General features: G+C 65.8%; 17 protein-coding genes. 5 read left to right on the top strand and 12 right to left on the bottom strand.

Going from position 1 to position 19,522, the window contains the following annotated elements; all coding sequences use genetic code 11:
* Nucleotides 1–32: 32 nt before the first annotated feature.
* The gene (coq7, locus tag ACI48D_RS09210; RefSeq protein WP_435570922.1) at nt 33–689 is read right to left on the bottom strand and encodes a 2-polyprenyl-3-methyl-6-methoxy-1,4-benzoquinone monooxygenase; all 657 of its coding nucleotides are present in this window, start codon (nt 687–689) and stop codon (nt 33–35) included.
* Between the two features lie 279 nt (nt 690–968).
* On the opposite strand from coq7, the gene ACI48D_RS09205 reads away from it, so the two are divergent.
* From ACI48D_RS09205 to ACI48D_RS09195, 3 genes are read left to right on the top strand one after another with little or no spacing between them, the layout of a single operon-like run.
* Nucleotides 969–1,862 carry an ABC transporter ATP-binding protein gene (locus tag ACI48D_RS09205; protein ID WP_435570921.1) on the top strand — a complete coding sequence of 298 codons (894 nt, stop codon included), beginning with the start codon at nt 969–971 and terminating at the stop codon, nt 1,860–1,862.
* Between the two features lie 4 nt (nt 1,863–1,866).
* Entirely contained in the window at nt 1,867–5,460 is a 3,594-nt protein-coding gene (locus ACI48D_RS09200; RefSeq protein ID WP_435570920.1) for a M1 family aminopeptidase, read from the top strand.
* 46 nt (nt 5,461–5,506) lie between these two features.
* A complete protein-coding gene (locus tag ACI48D_RS09195; RefSeq protein ID WP_435570919.1) occupies nt 5,507–5,710 on the top strand; it encodes an addiction module protein in 204 nt (67 codons plus the stop codon).
* Nucleotides 5,711–5,778: 68 nt separating this feature from the next.
* On the opposite strand, the gene ACI48D_RS09190 is transcribed toward ACI48D_RS09195, so the two are convergent.
* The 10 genes from ACI48D_RS09190 to ACI48D_RS09145 form a co-directional block, all read right to left on the bottom strand.
* Entirely contained in the window at nt 5,779–7,164 is a 1,386-nt protein-coding gene (locus ACI48D_RS09190; protein ID WP_435570918.1) for a YncE family protein, read from the bottom strand.
* Between the two features lie 14 nt (nt 7,165–7,178).
* Nucleotides 7,179–7,601 carry a DUF305 domain-containing protein gene (locus ACI48D_RS09185; protein ID WP_435570917.1) on the bottom strand — a complete coding sequence of 141 codons (423 nt, stop codon included), beginning with the start codon at nt 7,599–7,601 and terminating at the stop codon, nt 7,179–7,181.
* On the bottom strand, nt 7,598–8,407 hold the full coding sequence (locus tag ACI48D_RS09180) for an anti-sigma factor family protein (protein WP_435570916.1): 810 nt from the start codon (nt 8,405–8,407) through the stop codon (nt 7,598–7,600). Before ACI48D_RS09180 ends, ACI48D_RS09185 begins: the two co-directional genes overlap by 4 nt.
* Nucleotides 8,404–8,913, bottom strand: coding sequence for an RNA polymerase sigma factor (locus tag ACI48D_RS09175; RefSeq protein WP_435570915.1), 510 nt, complete (start codon nt 8,911–8,913; stop codon nt 8,404–8,406). The genes ACI48D_RS09180 and ACI48D_RS09175 overlap by 4 nt, the downstream gene beginning before the upstream one ends.
* Nucleotides 8,914–8,944: 31 nt before the next feature.
* Nucleotides 8,945–9,322 (bottom strand): COG4315 family predicted lipoprotein, encoded by a 378-nt coding sequence (locus ACI48D_RS09170; protein WP_435570914.1) that lies wholly within the window; start codon nt 9,320–9,322, stop codon nt 8,945–8,947.
* Nucleotides 9,323–9,448: 126 nt separating this feature from the next.
* Nucleotides 9,449–11,152, bottom strand: a complete 1,704-nt coding sequence (locus tag ACI48D_RS09165) for a methyl-accepting chemotaxis protein (protein WP_435570913.1) — start codon at nt 11,150–11,152, stop codon at nt 9,449–9,451.
* A gap of 304 nt (nt 11,153–11,456) precedes the next feature.
* Entirely contained in the window at nt 11,457–14,135 is a 2,679-nt protein-coding gene (locus tag ACI48D_RS09160; RefSeq protein WP_435570912.1) for a DNA topoisomerase III, read from the bottom strand.
* Between the two features lie 267 nt (nt 14,136–14,402).
* A complete protein-coding gene (locus ACI48D_RS09155) occupies nt 14,403–14,870 on the bottom strand; it encodes a DUF494 family protein (RefSeq protein WP_435570911.1) in 468 nt (155 codons plus the stop codon).
* A gap of 107 nt (nt 14,871–14,977) precedes the next feature.
* Complete coding sequence (dprA, locus tag ACI48D_RS09150) at nt 14,978–16,180, bottom strand: DNA-processing protein DprA (protein WP_435570910.1); 1,203 nt, start codon at nt 16,178–16,180, stop codon at nt 14,978–14,980.
* 7 nt (nt 16,181–16,187) lie between these two features.
* Nucleotides 16,188–17,318: a LysM peptidoglycan-binding domain-containing protein gene (locus ACI48D_RS09145; protein WP_435570909.1), complete on the bottom strand. Its 1,131-nt coding sequence runs from the start codon at nt 17,316–17,318 to the stop codon at nt 16,188–16,190.
* Between the two features lie 285 nt (nt 17,319–17,603).
* Here ACI48D_RS09145 and def point away from each other — a divergent pair, with 285 nt between their 5' ends.
* Together def and fmt are read left to right on the top strand one after the other, a co-directional pair.
* Nucleotides 17,604–18,140: a peptide deformylase gene (gene def, locus ACI48D_RS09140; RefSeq protein ID WP_435570908.1), complete on the top strand. Its 537-nt coding sequence runs from the start codon at nt 17,604–17,606 to the stop codon at nt 18,138–18,140.
* An 11-nt stretch (nt 18,141–18,151) separates the two neighbouring features.
* On the top strand, nt 18,152–19,099 hold the full coding sequence (gene fmt, locus ACI48D_RS09135; protein WP_435570907.1) for a methionyl-tRNA formyltransferase: 948 nt from the start codon (nt 18,152–18,154) through the stop codon (nt 19,097–19,099).
* 88 nt (nt 19,100–19,187) lie between these two features.
* On the opposite strand, the gene ACI48D_RS09130 is transcribed toward fmt, so the two are convergent.
* Nucleotides 19,188–19,418 (bottom strand): BrnA antitoxin family protein, encoded by a 231-nt coding sequence (locus tag ACI48D_RS09130; RefSeq protein WP_435570906.1) that lies wholly within the window; start codon nt 19,416–19,418, stop codon nt 19,188–19,190.
* Nucleotides 19,419–19,522: the final 104 nt, after the last annotated feature.

The following is a 19,522-nucleotide window of genomic DNA, read 5'->3' as shown; positions in this document are numbered from 1 at the left end:
ATGCCCCCGGCATCAATCGCCCACGCGGACATTCAAATGTAATACGCGGTGGTGGTCATGACCTTGGCCATCGCCCGCATCGCCATGCGTACCGGCAGCGGCATCTCGGCCGCGCCCATCGCCTGCGCCTGCGAACCGTGCTCGATCTCGTCGACCCGCATCTGGTCGACGATGGCGCGCGACTTGTTGTCCTGCGGCGGCAGCTGGTCCAGGTGGCCGTTCAGGTGGGCCTCGACCTGGCGCTCGGTCTCGACCACGAAGCCGAGGCTGTGGGCGTCGCCCATGCGCGCGGCCAGCGTGCCCATCGCATAGGCGCCGGCATACCACAGCGGATTCAGGAGGCTGGGCTGGGAACCCAGCTCGGACAGGCGCTCGGCCGTCCATGCCAGGTGGTCTTCCTCTTCGCGGCCGGCCTGCACGAACTGGGCGCGCATCGCCGGGCTGGCGGCGTGGCGCGCTTGCGAGTCGTACAGCGCCTGCGCGCAGACTTCGCCGACGTGGTTCACGCGCATCAGGCCGGCGCTGTGGCGCGCCTCCTGGGCGTTCAGTTCGCAGTCGCGGGCCGCGGCGCCGGGATTCGGGCGCGAGGCCTTGGCCACGCCGCCGACCACGCGCAGGGCGCGGTCGAAGCCGGCGATCAGGTTGTCGAGGGGGTTGATCGAGCGGGTCAGGTTATCCATGGCTTGCATAGTCGATATGCTTGAAAGAAGCGCCATTATATGCCTTGCTCGTCCGCGCCCTGGTCCCGTTGATGCTGCGGTAGATGAAGCGCTTGTAGTCGCGAGTGGAAGTTGCCAAAGTGGACAGGAATTTTCCCCTGCCGTATGCTGGAGCGCTGTTTTCGCTGCGCCCTGGTCCCGCTTTTCTGCACTCTGGGCCGGTGAAACTGCCGTGTGTCGCACGGGCGCCACCCCTGCCGCTCATTTTTAATACAATGCAATAGTCGTCAAAATACGCAGATTCTCACCATGGAACTAGAAATCCGCAACCTGTCCAAGACCTACGCCAACGGCGTCGTGGCGCTGGACGGGGTCACGCTGAGCATCCCGCCCGGGATGTTCGGCCTGCTCGGACCGAACGGCGCCGGCAAGTCGACCCTGATGCGGATCCTGGCGACCCTGCAGGAATGCGATTCCGGCTCGGTGTTCCTGGACGATATCGACGTCCTCGACGACAAGGACGAAGTGCGCCGCCTGCTCGGCTACCTGCCGCAGGATTTCGGCGTCTACCCGAAAGTGACGGCCTACGAGCTGCTCGACCATTTTGCCCAGCTCAAGGGCCTGGCGAACCGCGCCCGCCGGCGCGAGGTGGTCGACGGCCTGCTCCAGCAGACCAACCTGTTCGAAGTACGCGACCAGCGCCTGGGCACCTTCTCGGGCGGCATGAAGCAGCGCTTCGGCATCGCCCAGGCCCTGCTCGGCGACCCGCAGCTGATCATCGTCGACGAGCCGACCGCCGGCCTCGACCCGCAGGAACGGGTGCGCTTCCATAACCTGCTGTCCGACATCGGCGAGGACAAGACCGTGATTCTGTCGACCCACATCGTGTCCGACGTCGCCGACCTGTGCGCCAACATGGCGATCATCAACAAGGGCCACGTGCTGCTGTGCGGCGAGCCGGCGAAGCTCATCGAAGGCATCGAGGGCAGGATCTGGGCGCGCTTCGTCAGCAAGCCCGAGCTGCTCGCCTTCCAGAAGCGCCACACGGTCATCTCGACCCGCCTGCTGAGCGGGCGCCCGATGATCCACGTGTATGCCGAGCGCTATCCGGGCGACGACTTCGAGCCGATCCACCCGACCCTCGACGACGTCTATTTCGCCACCATCGCCGGCCGCCACAACGCGGCGGCGGGAAACTGCTGAGTTCATGCGCGCGCTCTACGCCATCGCGCTGTTCGAAGCCCGGCAGCGGCTGAAACTCCTGTCGACCTGGATTTATTTCTTCTCCTTCCTGGCGCTGGCGATGTTCTGGGTGGCGGCCGCCGGCGGCGCCTTCAAGGACATCACGATTTCCTTCGGCGGCCGGGTGCTGCTCAACGGCCCGCGCCAGGTCGCGCTGTCATCAAGCCTGCTGGGCTGCTTCGGCATCGTGGTGGCGGCCGCCATGATGGGCCGCTCGGTGCAGCAGGATTTCGAATACGAGACCCATCACTTCTTCTTCAGCGCGCCGATCCCGAAATACGCCTATGTGTTCGGACGCTTCCTGGGCGCGCTGGCGACGATGGCGGTGGTGTATTCCTCGATCGTGCTGGGCAACCTGCTGGGCGCCCTGCTGCCGGGCGTCGACCCGTCGCGCGTCGGCGCCTTTTCCGTCCTGGCCTACCTGGCGCCCTACTTCCTGACCCTGCTGCCCAACCTGTTCATCTTCGGCGCCATCTTCTTCGTGCTGGCGGCCCTCACGCGGCGCATGCTGCCGGTGTATGTGGCCGGCGTGGTGATGATGATCGGCTACCTGGTGGCGCCTTCGCTGGCGCGCGACCTCGATTACAAGACGCTGGCCGCGCTGATCGATCCGTTCGGCACCACCGCCCTGATCCGCCTGACGGAATACTGGAGCATCGCCGAGCGCAATGCGCGGCAGGTGCCGCTCGAAGGCGTGTACCTGGCAAACCGCCTGATCTGGTCGGCCTTTTCGCTGGTCGTGCTGCTGCTCGGCTACTGGCGCTTCAGCTTCATGTCGAGCCCCGCCACCCGGCGCGCGGCCGCGCGCGGCGAAGGCGAGACCGCGGCGGCCGCGCCCCAGCCGGCCGGCGCTACCCGCGAGGAGCCCGACTTCGCCGCCCGCAGCCTCGGCCTGCTGCTGCTGAAGTCGGCCTGGCTCGACCTGCGCGAATCGGTCAAGAACGTCTACTTCGCCGTGATCGCGCTGGCCGGCGTGCTGGTGCTGGTGGTCAGCTCGCTCGACATGGGCGCGCTCTACGGCACCAAGACCTATCCGGTCACCTACATGGTGCTGGAACAGATCCGCGACATGTTCGCGCTGTTCCTGCTGATCGTCACCACCTTCTACGCCGGCGAGATGGTCTGGCGCGAGCGCGAGGCGCGCATGGCCCAGATGCTGGACGCGCTGCCGGTGCCGAGCTGGCTGCCGCTGGCCGCCAAGACCCTGGCCCTGGTCGGCCTGCAAGCCGTGCTGCTGCTGGTGGCGATGGCGTGCGGGATGCTGATCCAGCTGTTCCGCGGCTACGTGGCGCTGGAACCCGGCCTGTATCTGTTCACCCTGTTCGGCGTACTGCTGCCCAAGTATGCGCTGGTGGCGGTGCTGGCGATCGCGGTCCAGGCCATCCTCAACCACAAATACCTCGGCTACTTCGTGCTGGTGCTGTACTACATCGCCAGCATCACCCTCGGCGCGCTCGGGCTGGACCACCCGATGCTGGTGTACGGCGCATTGCCGGACATCACCTATTCGGCGATGAACGGCTTCGGCCACTACCTGCCGCTGCAGCGCGCGCTGCTGGTGTACTGGGGCGGCGCCGCGCTGGTGCTGCTGACGGCCGCACTGGTGCTGTGGCCGCGCGGCATGGCCGACAGCTTCAAGAACCGCCTGCAGCTGGCGCGCCAGCGCCTGAGCCCGGGCGTGCTGGGCGCCTTCGGCCTGGGCGCGCTGCTGTTCCTGGGGGCCGGGCTGCTGCTCTGGTACAACCTGGAGCACCTGGGCGCCTACCAGAGCGCCTGGACCAAGGACCGCCTGCGCGCCGAATACGAACTGCGCTACCGCCGCTACGCTAAAATCGCACAGCCGCGCATCGCCAGCGTCGACCTGCAGGTCGACATCATGCCGGCCTCCCGCACGCTGAAGGTGAAAGGCGCCTATCAGCTGGAGAACCGCAGCGGCGCGCCGATCGCCGAACTGTTCGTGACCCAGCAACCCGGCCCGATCCTGCGCCTGCGCTTGTCGCAGCCGGCTCAGTTGGGAATCAAGCTGCTGGCGGCCGACGCCGAGCGCGGCTTCTACCGCTATGCCCTGGCGACGCCGATCGCGCCGGGCGCGCGCATCGCCCTCGAGTTCGAGCTCGAGGACGCGCCCGGCGGCGTGCTCGGCCTGGGCCGCGAGACGGCGGTGGTGGCCAACGGCACCTTCTTCAGCAACGCCATCCTGCCCCACGTCGGCTACCAGCACAGCCTCGAGCTGAAGGACGACCGCGACCGCAAGCGCCACGGCCTGGCGCCGAAGGAGCGCATGGCGGCGCGCGAGGACGAGGCCGCGCGCGCCAACAACTACCTCGGCAGCGACGCCGACTGGGTCCGCTTCGATGCCGTGGTAAGCACCTCGCTGGACCAGATCGCGGTGGCGCCCGGCACCCTGGACAGCGAATGGATGGCCAAGGGCCGCCACTACTTCCACTACCGGATGGACAAGCCGATCCTGGACTTCATCACCTTCCAGTCGGCCCGCTACGAAGTACGGCACGACCGCTGGCAGGACGTGACGATCGACGTCTACTACCAGCCGGGCCAGGACTTCAACGTCGACCGCATGATCGGCGGCGCCAAGGCGGCCCTCGAATACGGCTCGAAGCAGTTCGGCCCCTACCAGCACCGCGAGCTGCGCATCGCGGAGTTCCCGCGCTATGCGTCATACGCGCAGGCGGCGCCCGGCGTGATCGCGTTTTCCGAAAGCGCCGGCTTCATCGCCAAGGTCGATCCGGAATCGCGCAAGGACATCGACTACCCGTATTACATCACCGCGCACGAGGTCGGGCACCAGTGGTGGGCCCACCAGCTGATCGGCGCCGACAGCCGCGGCGCCACCGTGCTGTCGGAAAGCCTGGCCGAGTACACGGCGCTGATGACGATGAAGCGCAGCTTCGGCGCCAGCCGGATGCAGCGCTTCCTGCGCTACGACCTCGAGGAATACCTGATGGGCCGCGCGCTCGAAACCAGGAAAGAACTGCCGCTGGCGCAAAACGAGGACCAGCCCTACATCCACTACCGCAAGGGCAGCCTGGCGATGTACCTGCTGCAGGACCTGCTGGGCGAGGAAGCCGTCAACGGCGTGCTGCGCCAGCTGCTGGCGGAACACGCCTTCCGCGGGCCGCCCTACCCGACCGTCACCACCCTGGTCGAGAAACTGCGCGCGATCGCCCCACCGGACAAGGCCTACCTGATCGACGACCTGTTCGAGTCCATCGTGCTGTACGAGAACCGCGCCGACAGCGCCAGCGCGCACCGCCGCCCGGACGGAAAATACGAGGTGACGATCCGCGCCACCGCCGGCAAGGTCCGGGCCGGCGGGCTGGGCGAAGAGCGGGAAGTGCCGCCGAAGGACTGGATCGAATTCGGCGTCGACGACGAGAACGGCAACCCGCTGGCCCGCGAGCGCCGCCTGGTCGAGCGCCGCCCGCAAACCGTCACCTTGGTGGTCGACGGCCGGCCGGCACGGGCCGGTATCGACCCCGACAACAAGCTGATCGACAGGAAACCAACAGATAATATGGTCCCTGTCGACACGCAATGAAGTTCAAGATATTATTCAGTCACAATTTCCTGTTAGGAGCGCAAGGATGTCAACCGTCGCCGAATTGGCTGCCCAGATTCAGCAACTTTCCGAGTCGGAAAAGCATGAACTTATGCAATTGCTGATGACCGACAGCGACGAGCCGGAACAGGACGCCGACGAAGCCTGGCGCGCCGAGATCGTGCGCCGCGTGAAAGCGATCCGCAACGGCGAAGCGGCGATCCGCGCCCTGCAGGACTGGCAGGAATAAGCTTTGCCGCTGCCGCTTCGAGCGGCGGACGTAAAAAAACCGCGAAGCGATTCGCGGTTTTTTTGTGACTAGCGCATGCTGACGAGGGCAGCCTGCGCCGGGTCGGGCGGCGCATCGCCTTCCATGACGACGATCTGGCTGGCGGTGGCCGCCTGCCCCGGGCGCGAGAGCTCGCGCATCGGGCCGATCGCCGTGCCGTTAGCTCCGCCCATCGGGTTGGTCTCGAATACCGCGACCGGGGTTCGCTGGCCGCTGGCATAAACGCTGTATATCGTTTTCGGCTTGAGCTTGAACAGCGATACGTCCAGGGAATCGGTCACGCCGAGGTTGCGCGCCACGATGAAACCCTTGCCTTCACCGGACACCGCGTGCAAGGCGATGTCGACCGGGTCCTTATTGGTGCGCGCGACCAGGTTGTCCCTGCCCTCGCCGGATGGCACGGCGTGCGACAGGTAGACCAGGGCCTGTGGCGCCTGGCCCACCGGCACGCGGGCGACGACCTTGTTGCTGGCGGTGTCGATGACGTCGACGGCGTCGCTGTTCTCGAGACCCACGTAGACTCGGCTGCCATCATCGGACGTCCACATGCCGTGCGGCAGCGCGCCAACCGCGATGGTCGTCACCAGCGCCGCCCTCGGTCCGGTACTGAAGACCTTGACCACGTCCTCCCCGCCGACCGACACATAGGCCAGCGTGCCGGCCGCAGTCTTCGCGAAGGACAGGTGATTGGTGATCATCCCGGTGTCGAACACCTCCTTGACCTCCATCGACCGGGTGTCGATGCGCGTGACCTTGCCGACGTCCTTGTGGGTCATCCACATCTCGCTGCCGTCCGGCGTCAGCTGCAGGAAGGGCGAGAACGGGCTGATGACCTTGATCTGGCGGATCACCTTGTGCGCACGCACGTCGACCACCTCGACCACCGGGGTAAAGCTCGACACCACGAAGGCGCGCTTGCCGTCGGGATGAAACAGGACCATGCCGGGTCCCGTCGCGGTCGCGATGCGGCGCGTTTCCTTGAACGTCTTCGGATCGATCACGGAAATATAGTCTTCGCCCCGGACCACGACCCAGACCTCGCGTCCGTCCGCGCTGAAGAATCCTTCATGCGGAGAGCGGCCGATGTAGGTCACCCCTTTGACCTTGTTGGTTGCGGTGTCGATGAAGGTGACCGAGTTCGAACCGTTCGACACGGCGATCAGGGTCCGGTGATCCGGCGAAAACCCCAGGCCGTGCACATTGATCTGGCCCTTGTACAGCGGCGAAAGCACGTCGGGCCGCTGGTTGCCGAGCCGGATTTGCCCAAGCAGCGTATTGGTCGACGGATCGATCACCGAGACCGTGTTCGAATTCTGGTCGGCCGTATAGACACGGTCCTGGGATGCCGGCGCGGCATGCGCCCCGGTGACCAGCAGCGCTGCGCCGAATACGGCGGAAATGGTGCGTGTGTTCATGTCGCTCGCTTTCGTCAGTGGGTTGGTGAATGATCGGGCGCAGTTGCGGCGTGACGGCGCAGCCAGGCCCGCATGACCTCGATCTCGTTCTGCTGCTCGGTAATGATCCCCTGCGCCAGGTTCCTCAGCTCAGGATCGGTGGTACGCAGCAACAGCGCCTTCGCCATGTCGATCGCGCCCTGGTGATGCGGAATCATCATGCTCACGAAGTCGTGTTCCGGCACACCATTCATCGGGGCGCGCCGCATGCCGTCGTCCATGACCGCCATCGCATCGTCCATCAAGGCGGCGAACGGTTTGGCGGTGCTGGCGACGAAGGCCGGCGGCGGCCTGCCGCCTTCCATGTCGCCGTGAGGGTGACGCTGCGTCTGCTGCGCGTTGGCGCCGCCCGCGAGCGCAGCCAGGCAGAGCAGGAAGGTGAACCGGTGCCGGATCATTGCTTGTTCTCCAGTTGATCGTGGACGACGATGGCCAGCCTGGCGAGTTCGCCCTTGCTGGCGCCGGCGGACAGCGCATAGCCGAATTTCCCGTCGATCCAGTAAAACACACTCACCGGTCCCTCCTGGGCAAAGCGGAAGCCGGTGTCGCGATTGCGCGACTGCTCGGTGGACACATACAGGGTCAGGCGTTGACCGGCGAGGTTGTGGTACATGAACTGGGCAACCGGGCCGCTCTGCCCGGGCAACAGCCTGCCCCCGATCAGCTCGTAGCCGAGCTTGCCGAGGCGAGGCGGCCGGACCGGGGTCCCGAGGCGCTTCGACAGCCAGGTGACCAGCTGGTCTTCCTGGTCGGCACCGATCTCGACCGGGTGGCGCACGTCCGGGCTGTACACGACGTGCGCGATGGCAGCCTGGCGCGCCAGGCTGGCGTCCGGCCCTGCCGGCGCGGCGCCGGCGTCGCCCAGGCCTGCCATGACGCCGGAGGCATCGGCCGCGCCGCGCAGCGTCCAGCCGCCGACCGCTCCCAGCAGGGCGAGCGCCAGCGCGGCGGCGATGCGCCAGGCCGGGCCGGTTCCCCGTAGGGAGCGCGCTGCCGGTACCCCAATCGACTGCGGCACGGGTTCATCGAGCACCGGATCGAACAGGCGCCCCAGCGCGAGGTTCTGGCGACGGTAGGCGGCAAGCCGCGCCGCCTCCTCGGGCCTGGCCGCCAGCCAAGCCTCGATCTCGGCCCGGCGCGCAAGGGGCAGCAAGCCGTCGACCCAGGCGTGCAGGTCCGCTTCGGTGACTGGCAGGATCTTCATTTGACCACCTGCAGGGACGCGACGGGCGCGGCCTTGCCCTCCATTAAGATACGCAATTTCTCGCGCCCGCGTGACAGCCGTGACATCACGGTTCCCAAAGGCAGGCCGAGTGTCCCCGCGACCTGATCGTAGGCCATTCCCTCCAGCCCGACGAGCAGGAGGATTTCACGTTGTTCGACCGGAAGCAGCTTGAGCGCGGCCTCCATGTCCCGGATCTCCAGGCCGGCAGAATGATCGACCGCTTGCGCCGGGTCGGAAGTTTCCTCGTCCAGCGTCGTGGTTTGCAGGCGTTTGGCGCGCAATTGATCGACGTGCAGGTTATGCATGATCCCGAACAGCCAGGCACGCATCTCCCCATCACGGCGCCATTCGGCGATCCGGCGCCACCCTCGCTCGACAGTGTCCTGGACCAGGTCGTCCGCGCCGCCGCGGTCTCCTACCAGCGCCCGCGCGTAGCGGCGCAGCCGGGGAATGCAGGAAATGAGTTCGGCGCTGGGGTCCGGCATGGCGGCCTCGCTCGCTGTGGGCCGCTGCCGTTCAGTCGGCAACGACGTGCCAGACGTTCTTGAAGTTGTCGCCCTTGCGCTCACCCGGCCGGGTGTCCTGGGCATACAGGTAGAGGGGCTTGCCCTTCCAGGCCAGTTGTGTCGACCCGTCGTCGCGCGTGAGCACCGAATACGGCGGCGCATAGGAAGCGGCCGTGGCCTGCACTGCCGGCCACAGTCCGGCGCACTGCCCCGCACAGGCACTCTTGCCGTTGCCGCGCACATCCTTGTCGAAGGTGTACAGCGTCATGCCGGAGGCATTGACCAGGACCCCGTCCGATTTCGTCACCATGGGATTGTTCATCGATCCGCAGGCCGCCAGGACAAAGGTGGCCGCCAACATGCTCGGTGCGATACGGTTCGGGACCATGGCAATTTCCTCGTTAGTGTTGTTCGATACCGGCATAGACGTGCGCCAGAAACACATTATTCCAGGCTGTCGAAAATATTTTTCGACAGCGCGGTTTGACGCGGCAATTCGCTGACGCGGCAGACGTCAGAAGGTCTCCCATTCATCCCCGGCCGGCACCGGTTCCACCTTCGGTTCGACCCGGCGGCCGGCGGCCGGGCGTGCCGCACGCACGGGCGCGAGCGCGCGCGAGGTGCTGGCCGCACGGGCCAGGCGGGCCGGCACGGCGGCCTGCTGGCCTTCGGCGCCGGTGCGGAAGGTGCCCACCAGGCTGGCCAGGCTGGCGGCCTGGTCCTGCATCGCCTCGGCGGCGGCGGCGGCCTGTTCGACCAGGGCGGCGTTCTGCTGGGTCACCTGGTCCATCTGGACGATCGCCTGGTTCACCTGCTCGATGCCGGCGCGCTGCTCGTCGCTGGCGGCGGCGATCTCGCCGATGATGTCGGAGACGCGCTTGACGCTGCCGACCACCTCTTCCATCGTGGCGCCGGCCTGGTCGACCAGGCGCGAGCCGGTTTCGACCTTCTCGACCGAGTCGCCGATCAGGTCCTTGATTTCCTTGGCCGCCGCGGCCGAGCGCTGGGCCAGGTTGCGCACCTCGCCGGCCACGACCGCGAAGCCGCGGCCCTGTTCGCCCGCGCGCGCCGCCTCGACGGCCGCGTTCAGGGCCAGGATGTTGGTCTGGAAGGCGATGCCGTCGATGACGCCGATGATGTCGGCGATCTTCTTCGACGATGCGTCGATCGAGGCCATCGTGCTGACCACCTGGGCCACCACTTCGCCGCCGCGCACGGCGTTCTCGGAGGCCGTCGCCGCCAGCTGGTTGGCCTGGCGCGCATTGTCGGCATTCTGCTTCACGGTCGAGGTCAGCTCTTCCATCGACGACGCGGTTTCTTCCAGCGAGCTGGCCTGCTGCTCGGTGCGCGAGGACAGGTCCTGGTTGCCGGCATTGATCTCGATCGAGGCGGTGGCGATGGTGTCGGTGCCGGTACGTACGCGGGTCACGATGTCCAGCAGCGCGCCGTTCATGTCCTTGAGGGCCGCCATCAGCTGGCCGGTCTCGTCCTTCGAACGCACTTCCACGCGCGCCGTCAGGTCGCCCTCGGCGACGCGCTTGGCGACGCGCACCGCATAGCCGAGCGGCGCCGTGATATTACGCGCCAGCCAGATCGCGACCGCCGCACCCAGCACCACCGCGATGATGCCGCCGCCGATCAGGGTCCGCGACATGGTCGTCGCCAGCGAGTCGACGGCCTTGGCACGCTCCGCCATCAGGCCGGCTTCCTCGCCCTTGATGTCGGCGACCAGCTTGCGCATCGTATCCATGCCCTGCTTGCCCCTGCCCTCCTGCTCGGCCGCCACGACGGCGGCGATGTCGGCATCCTGGGCGCCGCGGCGCAGTTTGATGGTCGGGTCGATCGCACTGTCGAGCCACTTCTGCTGCTCGGCCGCGAGGCGCTGCAGGCGGTCCTGCTGGCGCGGGTTGTCCGAGGTCAGCTTGCGGGCCGCCTCCAGGTGCTGGCGGAAGGCTTCCTTGCCGGCATGGTAGGGCTCCAGCGAGGCATCCTTGCCGGTCAGGCCGAAGCCGCGTTCGCCGGTCTCGATGTCCACCAGGGCCATCAGTGCGGCATCGACCTCGCCGAGCACCTGGTAAGTATGGATATTCGTTTCGTTGGCGCTGCCCAGGCGCGCGAAATTGGAGTAGGACTGGCTCACCAGCACGATCAGGAGGGCCACGACCACGCCGAAGCCGAGGTGCAGGCGGGTTGCAATGTTGAGGTCGGAGATTCTCATGTGAGTATGTTAGGAATTGCGTATTTTGCGGGGACGGAGCACGAATCTCTTCGGCGAGCCGGGTTGCAGCATGGAAATATACATGATTTCTTGTCAGATTTTTAGACCTGGCGCATTTTCGTTAAATTTTGGAGACACCGGGCAGCGCGCAACGCCACCGCTCAGTAGAGGACGCATGGTCAATGCCATGCCGAGTGCCCTGGACATTGTCCGCACGTGGTGCTCGTGTCTCTGGCGCCGGCGGCGCCGACAGGCATAAAAAAAACGCGGGCCTCGGCCCGCGTTTTTACAGAAACAGCTGGAATTACTCGTCCGCAGCTGCCTTCTTGGCCGCCGTGGCGCGCTTGGCCGCCGGCTTTTTGGCCGCCACCGCCTTGGCTGCCGGCTTCTTGGACGCGGTCTTGGCGGCGGTCTTGGCCGAAGTCTTGGCTGCCGGCTTGGTCGCTACCGCCGTGCCGCCCTCGTCCCCGCCCTCGTCGGCACCGGCCTTTGCCTTGGCGCCCGGCTTGGCCTTGCGCTCCTCGAACTCGAAGCTGATCTTGCCGTCCTTGCCGCGCACCAGGAAGGCCTTGAACGGACGGCGCGTACGCTGCGAGACGAAGCCCGGCAGCAGGTCGGTCTTGCCTTCGTTCAGCAGCTTGGCCATCTGGTCGGGCAGGATCTCCTGTTGCAGGATGATGCGGCCGCTGCGGAAGTCGCAGGTCTTGGGCCTGGCGACCTGGTGCTCGCACACGTAGGCCAGGCCCATTTCGTAGACGCCGCCATTGCACTTCGGGCAGGGGCCGAGCGGGGTCTGGCCGGTGAAGTCGACGCCTTCGCCCTCCTCGCCCTCCGCCTGGTCCTGGCCGAAGTCGAACTCCAGCTTGTAGTTGTGGATGTCCTCGTCGCGCACGATGCGCAGGATGGCCGCGAACGGACGTCCCATCTTGGAGCGGAAGCCCTGCAGCGGACCGATGGTGCGGTTTTTAAGCAGTTCCTCGACTTCCTCGATCTCGAACTGGCGGCCGCCCGGCACCTTGGTCATCGAGAAATCGCACTTGGTACAGGCGAAGCGGCGGTAGTTTTCCTTGACCACGCCGGCGCAGTTCGGGCACGGCGTCTTCAGGGTCGCGTACTCGCCCGGAATCGTGTCGTTGTCGTATTCCTTGGCGCGCTTGACGATGATCTGGGTCATCTGCGCGATCTCGCGCATGAATTCCTCGCGCGTGATATTGCCCTTCTCCATCTGCGACAGCTTGTATTCCCACTCGCCGGTCAGTTCCGGCGCCGTCAGTTCGTTCACGCCCAGGCCGCGCAAGAGCGTCATGAGCTGGAACGCCTTCGCGGTCGGGATCATGTCGCGGCCTTCGCGCAGCAGGTATTTCTCGGTCAGCAGGCCCTCGATGATGGCGGCGCGCGTCGCCGGCGTGCCCAGGCCCTTGCCGGCCATGGCGTCGCGCAGCTCGTCGGAATCAACCAGCTTACCCGCGCCTTCCATCGCCGACAGCAGCGTCGCTTCGTTGTAGCGTGCGGGCGGTTTCGTCACCAGGCCGTTCGGCGTGACCTTGTCGGCCAGCACCTTCTCGCCCTTGGCGACCGGCACCAGGGTAGCGCCGTCCTTGTCGTCGCCGGAGGCGGCTTCCTTGCCGTACACGGCCAGCCAGCCGGGATTGGTCATGACCTTGCCTTCGGTCTTGAACTGGTGGCCCGAGACTTCGGTAAAGCGGGTCGTGACCAGGAACTCGGCGGCCGGGAAGAACACGGCCATGAAGCGGCGCGTGACCAGGTCGTACAGCTTCTGTTCCGGCTCGGACAGGTTCTTCGGCACCACGCCGGTCGGGATGATCGCGAAGTGGTCCGAGATCTTGCTGTTGTCAAAGATACGCTTGTTCGGCTTGACCCAGCCCTTGTCGAGGATCTGCTTGGCGAACTGGTGATAGTTCGCGTTTTCCTTCAGGACTTCCAGGGTCGACTTGACCGTGCCGATGTAGTCTTCCGGCAGCGCACGCGCATCGGTACGCGGGTAGGTCAGCACCTTGTGCTTTTCGTACAGCGCCTGGGCCAGGCCCAGGGTGTTCTTGGCCGAGAAGCCGAAGCGGCCGTTGGCCTCGCGCTGCAGCGAGGTCAGGTCGAACAGGGCCGGGGCCATCGAGGTGGTCGGCTTCGATTCCTCGGTGACGACACCCTGCTTGCCGTGGCAGGCCACGACGATGGATTCGGCGGCGGCCTTGCTCCACAGGCGTTCCGGACGCTTTTCCGGATCGTTCTCGTCCTTCTTGAATTTCGTGTCCAGCCAGCGGCCTTCGTAGACGCCGGCGGCGCAGACGAACTCGGCGCGCACTTCCCAGTAGTCGCGCGGCACGAACTTGCGGATTTTTTCCTCGCGCTCGACCACGATCGACAGGGTCGGGGTCTGGACCCGGCCGACGGTGGTCAGGAAGAAGCCGCCCTCTTTCGAGTTAAAGGCGGTCATGGCGCGGGTGCCGTTGATGCCGATCAGCCAGTCCGCTTCCGAGCGGCAGCGCGCGGCGTCGGCCAGCGGCATCATCTCTTCGTCGCTGCGCAGGTGGGCGAAGCCGTCGCGGATCGCGTTCGGCGTCATCGACTGCAGCCACAGGCGCTTGACCGACTGCTTGGCCTTGGCGTTCTGGGCGATCAGGCGGAAGATCAGCTCCCCTTCGCGGCCCGCGTCGCATGCGTTGATCAGGGTGGTGACGTCCTTGCGCTTGATCAGCTTGTTCAGCACCTTGAGGCGCGATTCGGTCTTGGCGATCGGGTTCAGCGCGAAGTACGGCGGGATCATCGGCAGGTGGGTGAAGCTCCACTTGCCGCGCTTGACGTCGTATTCCTCGGGCACCGCGATTTCCAGCAGGTGGCCGACGGCGGACGACAGGACGTAGTCGTCGGATTCGAAATACTCATCGTGCTTGGTAAAGCCGCCGAGCGCCTTGGCGATGTCGTTGGCCACGGAGGGCTTCTCGGCAATGATGAGGGCTTTGGTCATATGGTTTCTCTGTGTGTTCGATAGTCGCGGCTCGCGCATCATACATGACGGCGACCGCACGGATCACGATCCCTTGCCCGGGATTCCCGTCCGTTGATAGCTTGTTGGTAACAATTTGACGCGATGCGGCAAATGATAAGCGGGTTGCGTCACACTCCGCAAGTGGACTGTGCCTGCGATGCGCAGAGGAAAAGTACGCTTGATCTTGCGTTACTGCAAGAAAAAACGGGGCCGCAGCCCCGTTTTCGTCATGACGATTGTGACATCTCAGTGCAGGAGGCGCGGTTCGGCGTCCTCATCTTCGTCGGCCCCGAACAGGTCGTCGAACATCAGCGCGTCCGGCTCCTTGCCCTGGCTCCACAGCAGCATCAGGACGATAATTTTCAGCTTGCCCAGCGTGACCGGCGATTCGTCCAGCGCCAGCGCGCGTTCGATGACGATCTCGCGCTGCGAGGCGGTCAGCAGGCCGGCCAGCTCGAGGAACTGGATGAAGCCGACGGCGGCGCTGCCGAGCGTATCGACTTCTTGTGCAACATAAAAACGGGTGCCGCTGGATTCGAGGGCCGGATTGGTCGTGCCGGCCATTTCGGTGAGGCCGTTCAGCCAGTCCAGCGCTTCGGAAATTTCGACATCGTCGAAACCGACGGCCGACAGCTTGCGTGCCAGGGCTGCCGGCTCCGGGCAGGCATCGGGACGGTAGTACGTCTCGTAAAGGTAGACTAGGATGTCGAACATGGTGACGCTACTGTAGCAGCTAAGTTCGCCCCGGCACAAGTGCGTCACAAGGTCCATTACTGTCTAGAAACATCATCGTTGTTTATCGGCCTTATTCGCTTCTCTACTCACTTCACCACTCTTTGCACCCTGCCACCGGGCCTGCGTTCGAGCAATCCGGCGAGCTCAAGTTCAAGCAATTGGCTGCTCAATAACGCCGGCTTCATGCCCAGGGAGGCAAGCAGATCGTCGGGCTCGGCCGGGTCGTGGCCGAGCGCAGCCAGCAGGGCGGCGGCCCCCGCAGGCATGCTGTCCGCCGGCCCGGCCGCGCCGGCGCTGGGCCGGCGGACCGGCGCCGCGTTCCAACGCGCCAGCGGCGACAGCGCCATCACCTCCAGCACGTCGGCCGCCGTATCGACCAGCTTGGCCCCCTCGCGGATCAGGATGTGGCAGCCCTTGGCCAGCGCGGCGTGGATCGAGCCGGGAATCGCGAACACGTCCCTGCCCTGCTCGGCCGCCTGGCGCGCCGTGATCAGCGAGCCGGACTGGACTGCCGCCTCGACCACCAGTACCCCGGCCGCCAGCCCGCTGATGATCCGGTTGCGCTTCGGGAAATTGCCGGGCAGCGGAGGCGTGCCGAGCGGGTATTCACTGACGATGCAGCCCTGCGCGCCGATGCGCTCGCACAGGGCGCGGTTGCGCGCCGGGTAGACCAGGTCCGGCCCGGTGCCGACCACCGCAACGGTCGAGCCGGCGCCTTTCAGCGCGCCTTCGTGGGCGGCGGCATCGATCCCCAGCGCCAGGCCGGACACGATGCACAGGCCGGCACCGGACAGGTGTTCCGCAAACGCCAGCGCATTCGCCCTGCCCTGGGCGCTGGCGTTGCGGCTGCCGACCATCGCCAGCATCGGCGCGGCCAGCAATTCCGCCTGCCCTTTTATATAGAGCAGCAGCGGCGGATCGGGAATATGCGCCAGCAATTCGGGATAGCCGGGCTCGCCCAGCGCCAGCACGTGGTGGCCGGGCCGCGCGCGCCAGCGCAGCGTGGCCTCGACCAGGCGCTCCAGCGCGCCCGACGGCGGGGCCGCCAGGGCGCCTGCCTGGGCCGGACCCAGGTGGGCGACCAGCGCATCGACGCCGGCCGCGAAGATGGCATCGATGCCGCCGAAGGCCTCCAGCAGCTTGAGGCCGGTGTGCGGCCCGATGCCGGGGGCGCGCTCCAGGCGCAGCCAGGCCGCGAGCCGGGCGTCGTCCATGGCGGGCCGGAAAAGCGTAGCGGCCGCTGGATTGACTGCAGCGGCCGCTAAAGATTGGGGGTCCGTGTCCTGCACGGCGGGCTTACTCCGGTGATTTCGCCACGTCGCCGATTTCTACCGGCAACGTCACTTGCATGACCAGTCCATACGAGACATGGCCGAACACCCGGAAAATGAACAGTTCGCCATACTGCTCGTCCGGCATCCGCATCGTCGACTTGCCGATCCCGAGGAAACCTTTGCTGCCGCCCGGGTCCGGGATCGTCTTCCCGAGATGATAGAGCTGCAGCACGGAGCCGACATCGAGTCCGTCAAGCGCGCCCCGGTTGACAGTCACGACCTGGCTCTGCACCGCGTAATTCGATTCGTTGGCCATCGCCATCACGCGGGCCGCGATCGGGGTGGCCGGCGCGTGTGGCACGTAGTTACGCAACGGCATCGGCGGCGTCGGCAGCAGGCGGTCGCCGATGCCCATTTCCTGCACCGAGCGGGTGACCGTGAAGGTATGCACGTCCACGCCCTGCCCGGCTTCGCGCACCAGCTTGGCGGCGCCGACATAGGCGGCCTCGTGGGCGACGACCTTGCCGGTGTCGGGATCGACCAGTTCCTTGCCCGGACGGAAGACCTGGAAGCTGGTGGCGCCGTTCAGGGGCCCGCGCACGTAGATACGGTCGCCTTCGCCCAGGTAGACCCGGGTTTCCGGCGTGGCAGCGATGCGCGGCGCGGCGTCCAGCTCGCGTGGCTCGACCACCAGCGGCTGGGTCAGGAAGGGTTCGATCGCGCTCGACGGGATCGAGGGCACGGCGTCAAGGCCCAGCGCTTCGGTGCGGACCTGGGGCGACAGCTTCGTGACCGGCGGCAGACCGGCCTCGGCATCGTTGCTGCCCGGTTTGACGAGCGTCAGGCGGCCATGGGCGCGGTCGAAATAGATGACCTGGCCCGGGTAGATCCAGTGGGGATTGCGGATCTCGTCGCGGTTCATGCCCCACACCTGCGGCCAGCACCAGGGATGCTCGAGGAAGGCGCCGGAAATGTCCCACAAGGTATCGCGCTTGATGACGACGTGCTGGTCGGGGGCGTTCGGACGGAAGCTGCAATGCGTGCCGGTGGTGGGCGCCGCCACGGCGGGAGCGGCGAACATGGCGCTGGCCAGGGCTGCCATGGCGACGCGCCCTGCGAGCGGTCGGACGGCGCCTGTGCTAAAATTTTTCATCAAAGAGTCCGTAAAGTGCGGCATAAACACACCGTGCCATTCATGGCGCGAAACAGCAGACGACTCCCTGACCGCACACCGGATCCAAAGGTTGCTGTACTGAAGGGTTGCCGAACTGAATCAAATTCTGCCCACAAATCCTTGAACTAGCAAGACAAGCGCGTCCTGCTGCAGGCGCGGCGTGTTGCTTTTATGTCTGTGCGGCAACAATAGCACAGCTGGCACGGGCACGACGGACACCCCATCTACGCAGTACCGACAGAATAAACAGGTTAAACAAGAACCATGGCTTTACTGAACATCCTCCGCTATCCCGACCCGCGCCTGCACAAGGTGGCCGCACCGGTCACCGCATTCGACGAGCGTCTGCAAAAGCTGGTCGCGGACATGGCCGAGACCATGTATGACGCCCCGGGCGTGGGCCTAGCCGCGACCCAGGTCGATGTGCACGAGCGCGTGATCGTGATCGACGTGACCGAGACCCATGACGCGCTGCTCGTCTTCATCAATCCGGAAATCACCTGGTCCAGCCCGGAAAAGCAGGTGTACGACGAAGGTTGCCTGTCGGTGCCCGGCATCTACGACGGCGTCGAGCGCCCCGCGCGCGTCAAGGTCAAGGCCGTCGACCAGCACAACAAGCCTTTCGAGATGGAATGCGACGGCCTGCTGGCGGTTTGCATCCAGCACGAAATGGATCACCTGATGGGCAAAGTCTTCGTCGAATACCTGTCGCCGCTCAAGCGTAACCGCATCAAGACCAAGCTGCTGAAGGAAGAACGCGCCCAGCAAAACAGCGGGCCGAAGGCCGCCGGCCGTCGTTGATGGCGGCGCGCATGAAGGTCGTTTTCGCCGGCACACCCGAGTTCGCCGCGGTCGCGCTGCGTGCCCTGATCGATGCCGGCTTCGAGATTCCGCTGGTGCTGACCCAGCCGGACCGCCCGGCCGGGCGCGGCATGCAATTGCAGGCCTCCGCGGTCAAGCAGGTGGCAAGCGCGCACGGCATCGAGGTGCTGCAGCCGCTCTCCTTACGCATGGATAGCAAGGATCCGCAGCGTGCCGAGGAAGCGAAAGCCGCCCACGAACGCCTGCTGGCGACCGACTATGATGTGATGGTGGTCGCGGCCTACGGCCTGATCCTGCCGCGCTCTACCCTCGACATACAGCCCTGCATCAATATCCACGGCTCGCTGCTGCCGCGCTGGCGCGGCGCCGCGCCGATCCACCGCGCGATCGAGTCCGGAGACTCCCAGACCGGCGTGACCATCATGCAGATGGAAGAAGGCCTCGACACCGGCCCGATGCTGCTGATCGAGGCCCTGCCCATTCTGGACACGGACACCACCGGCACCCTGCACGACAAGCTGGCGGAAATGGGCGGCCGCATGATCGTCGAAGCCCTGGACAAGCTGGCGGCGGGTGGCCTGGACGCCGTGCCCCAGCCGGAACAGGGCGTGACCTATGCCGCCAAGATCAGCAAGGAGGAAGCGAAGCTGGACCTGCAGCGCCCTGCTGCCGAGCTGGCGCGCAAGGTGCGGGCGTTCAATCCCTTCCCGGGCGCCCATGCGCAGGCGGGAGGTGTGACGCTGAAAATCTGGAATGCGCAGGCGATCAAGGGCAAGAGTCAGCCCGGCCAGGTCTTGTCGGCCGATGCCCAGGGAATCGTGGTGGCTTGCGGGGAAGGCGCGCTGCGCCTGACGGAACTGCAGAAACCGGGTGGCAAGCGCCTGGCGGCAGCAGAGTTCCTGAAGGGATTTTCGTTCGACGGCGTGTCGTTCGAGTAACTCGTAGGGTGGGCAGCCTCTGCCCACCTTCGCATTCACATCCTGGTGGGCAGAGACTGCCTACGCCGGCCGCGCCCACCCTACTCGCTTATTGCTGCTCGCCTTGAGCACGCACGCGATTTGCTTCCATGTACTCGCGCAGGACCTGGTTGATGCGGGTCTGGTAGCCCGGACCGGCCGACTTGAACCACTCCAGCATATCGACATCCAGGCGGATGGTCACGATCTGCTTCACGCCGCTCACGACATTCTTGCTGACAATGCTTTCTTCATTGCGGGTTGCAGGCTGGTCCCATTCGGGCAGGTATTCTTTGTTCATTACAATTCTTCCCATTGAGGCGGCGGACGACGGGTCCGCACATTCCGTTCGATTTGAACTAGGGCCGCGCCAGCGGCGGCGCCATGGGAATTAATTGTCGTCTC

Source organism: Massilia sp. LXY-6, from assembly GCF_051233485.1.
GTDB lineage: Bacteria > Pseudomonadota > Gammaproteobacteria > Burkholderiales > Burkholderiaceae_D > Telluria.
The sequence above is the reverse complement of the archived record's forward strand: the minus strand, read 5'-3'. Positions and strand labels throughout refer to the sequence as shown.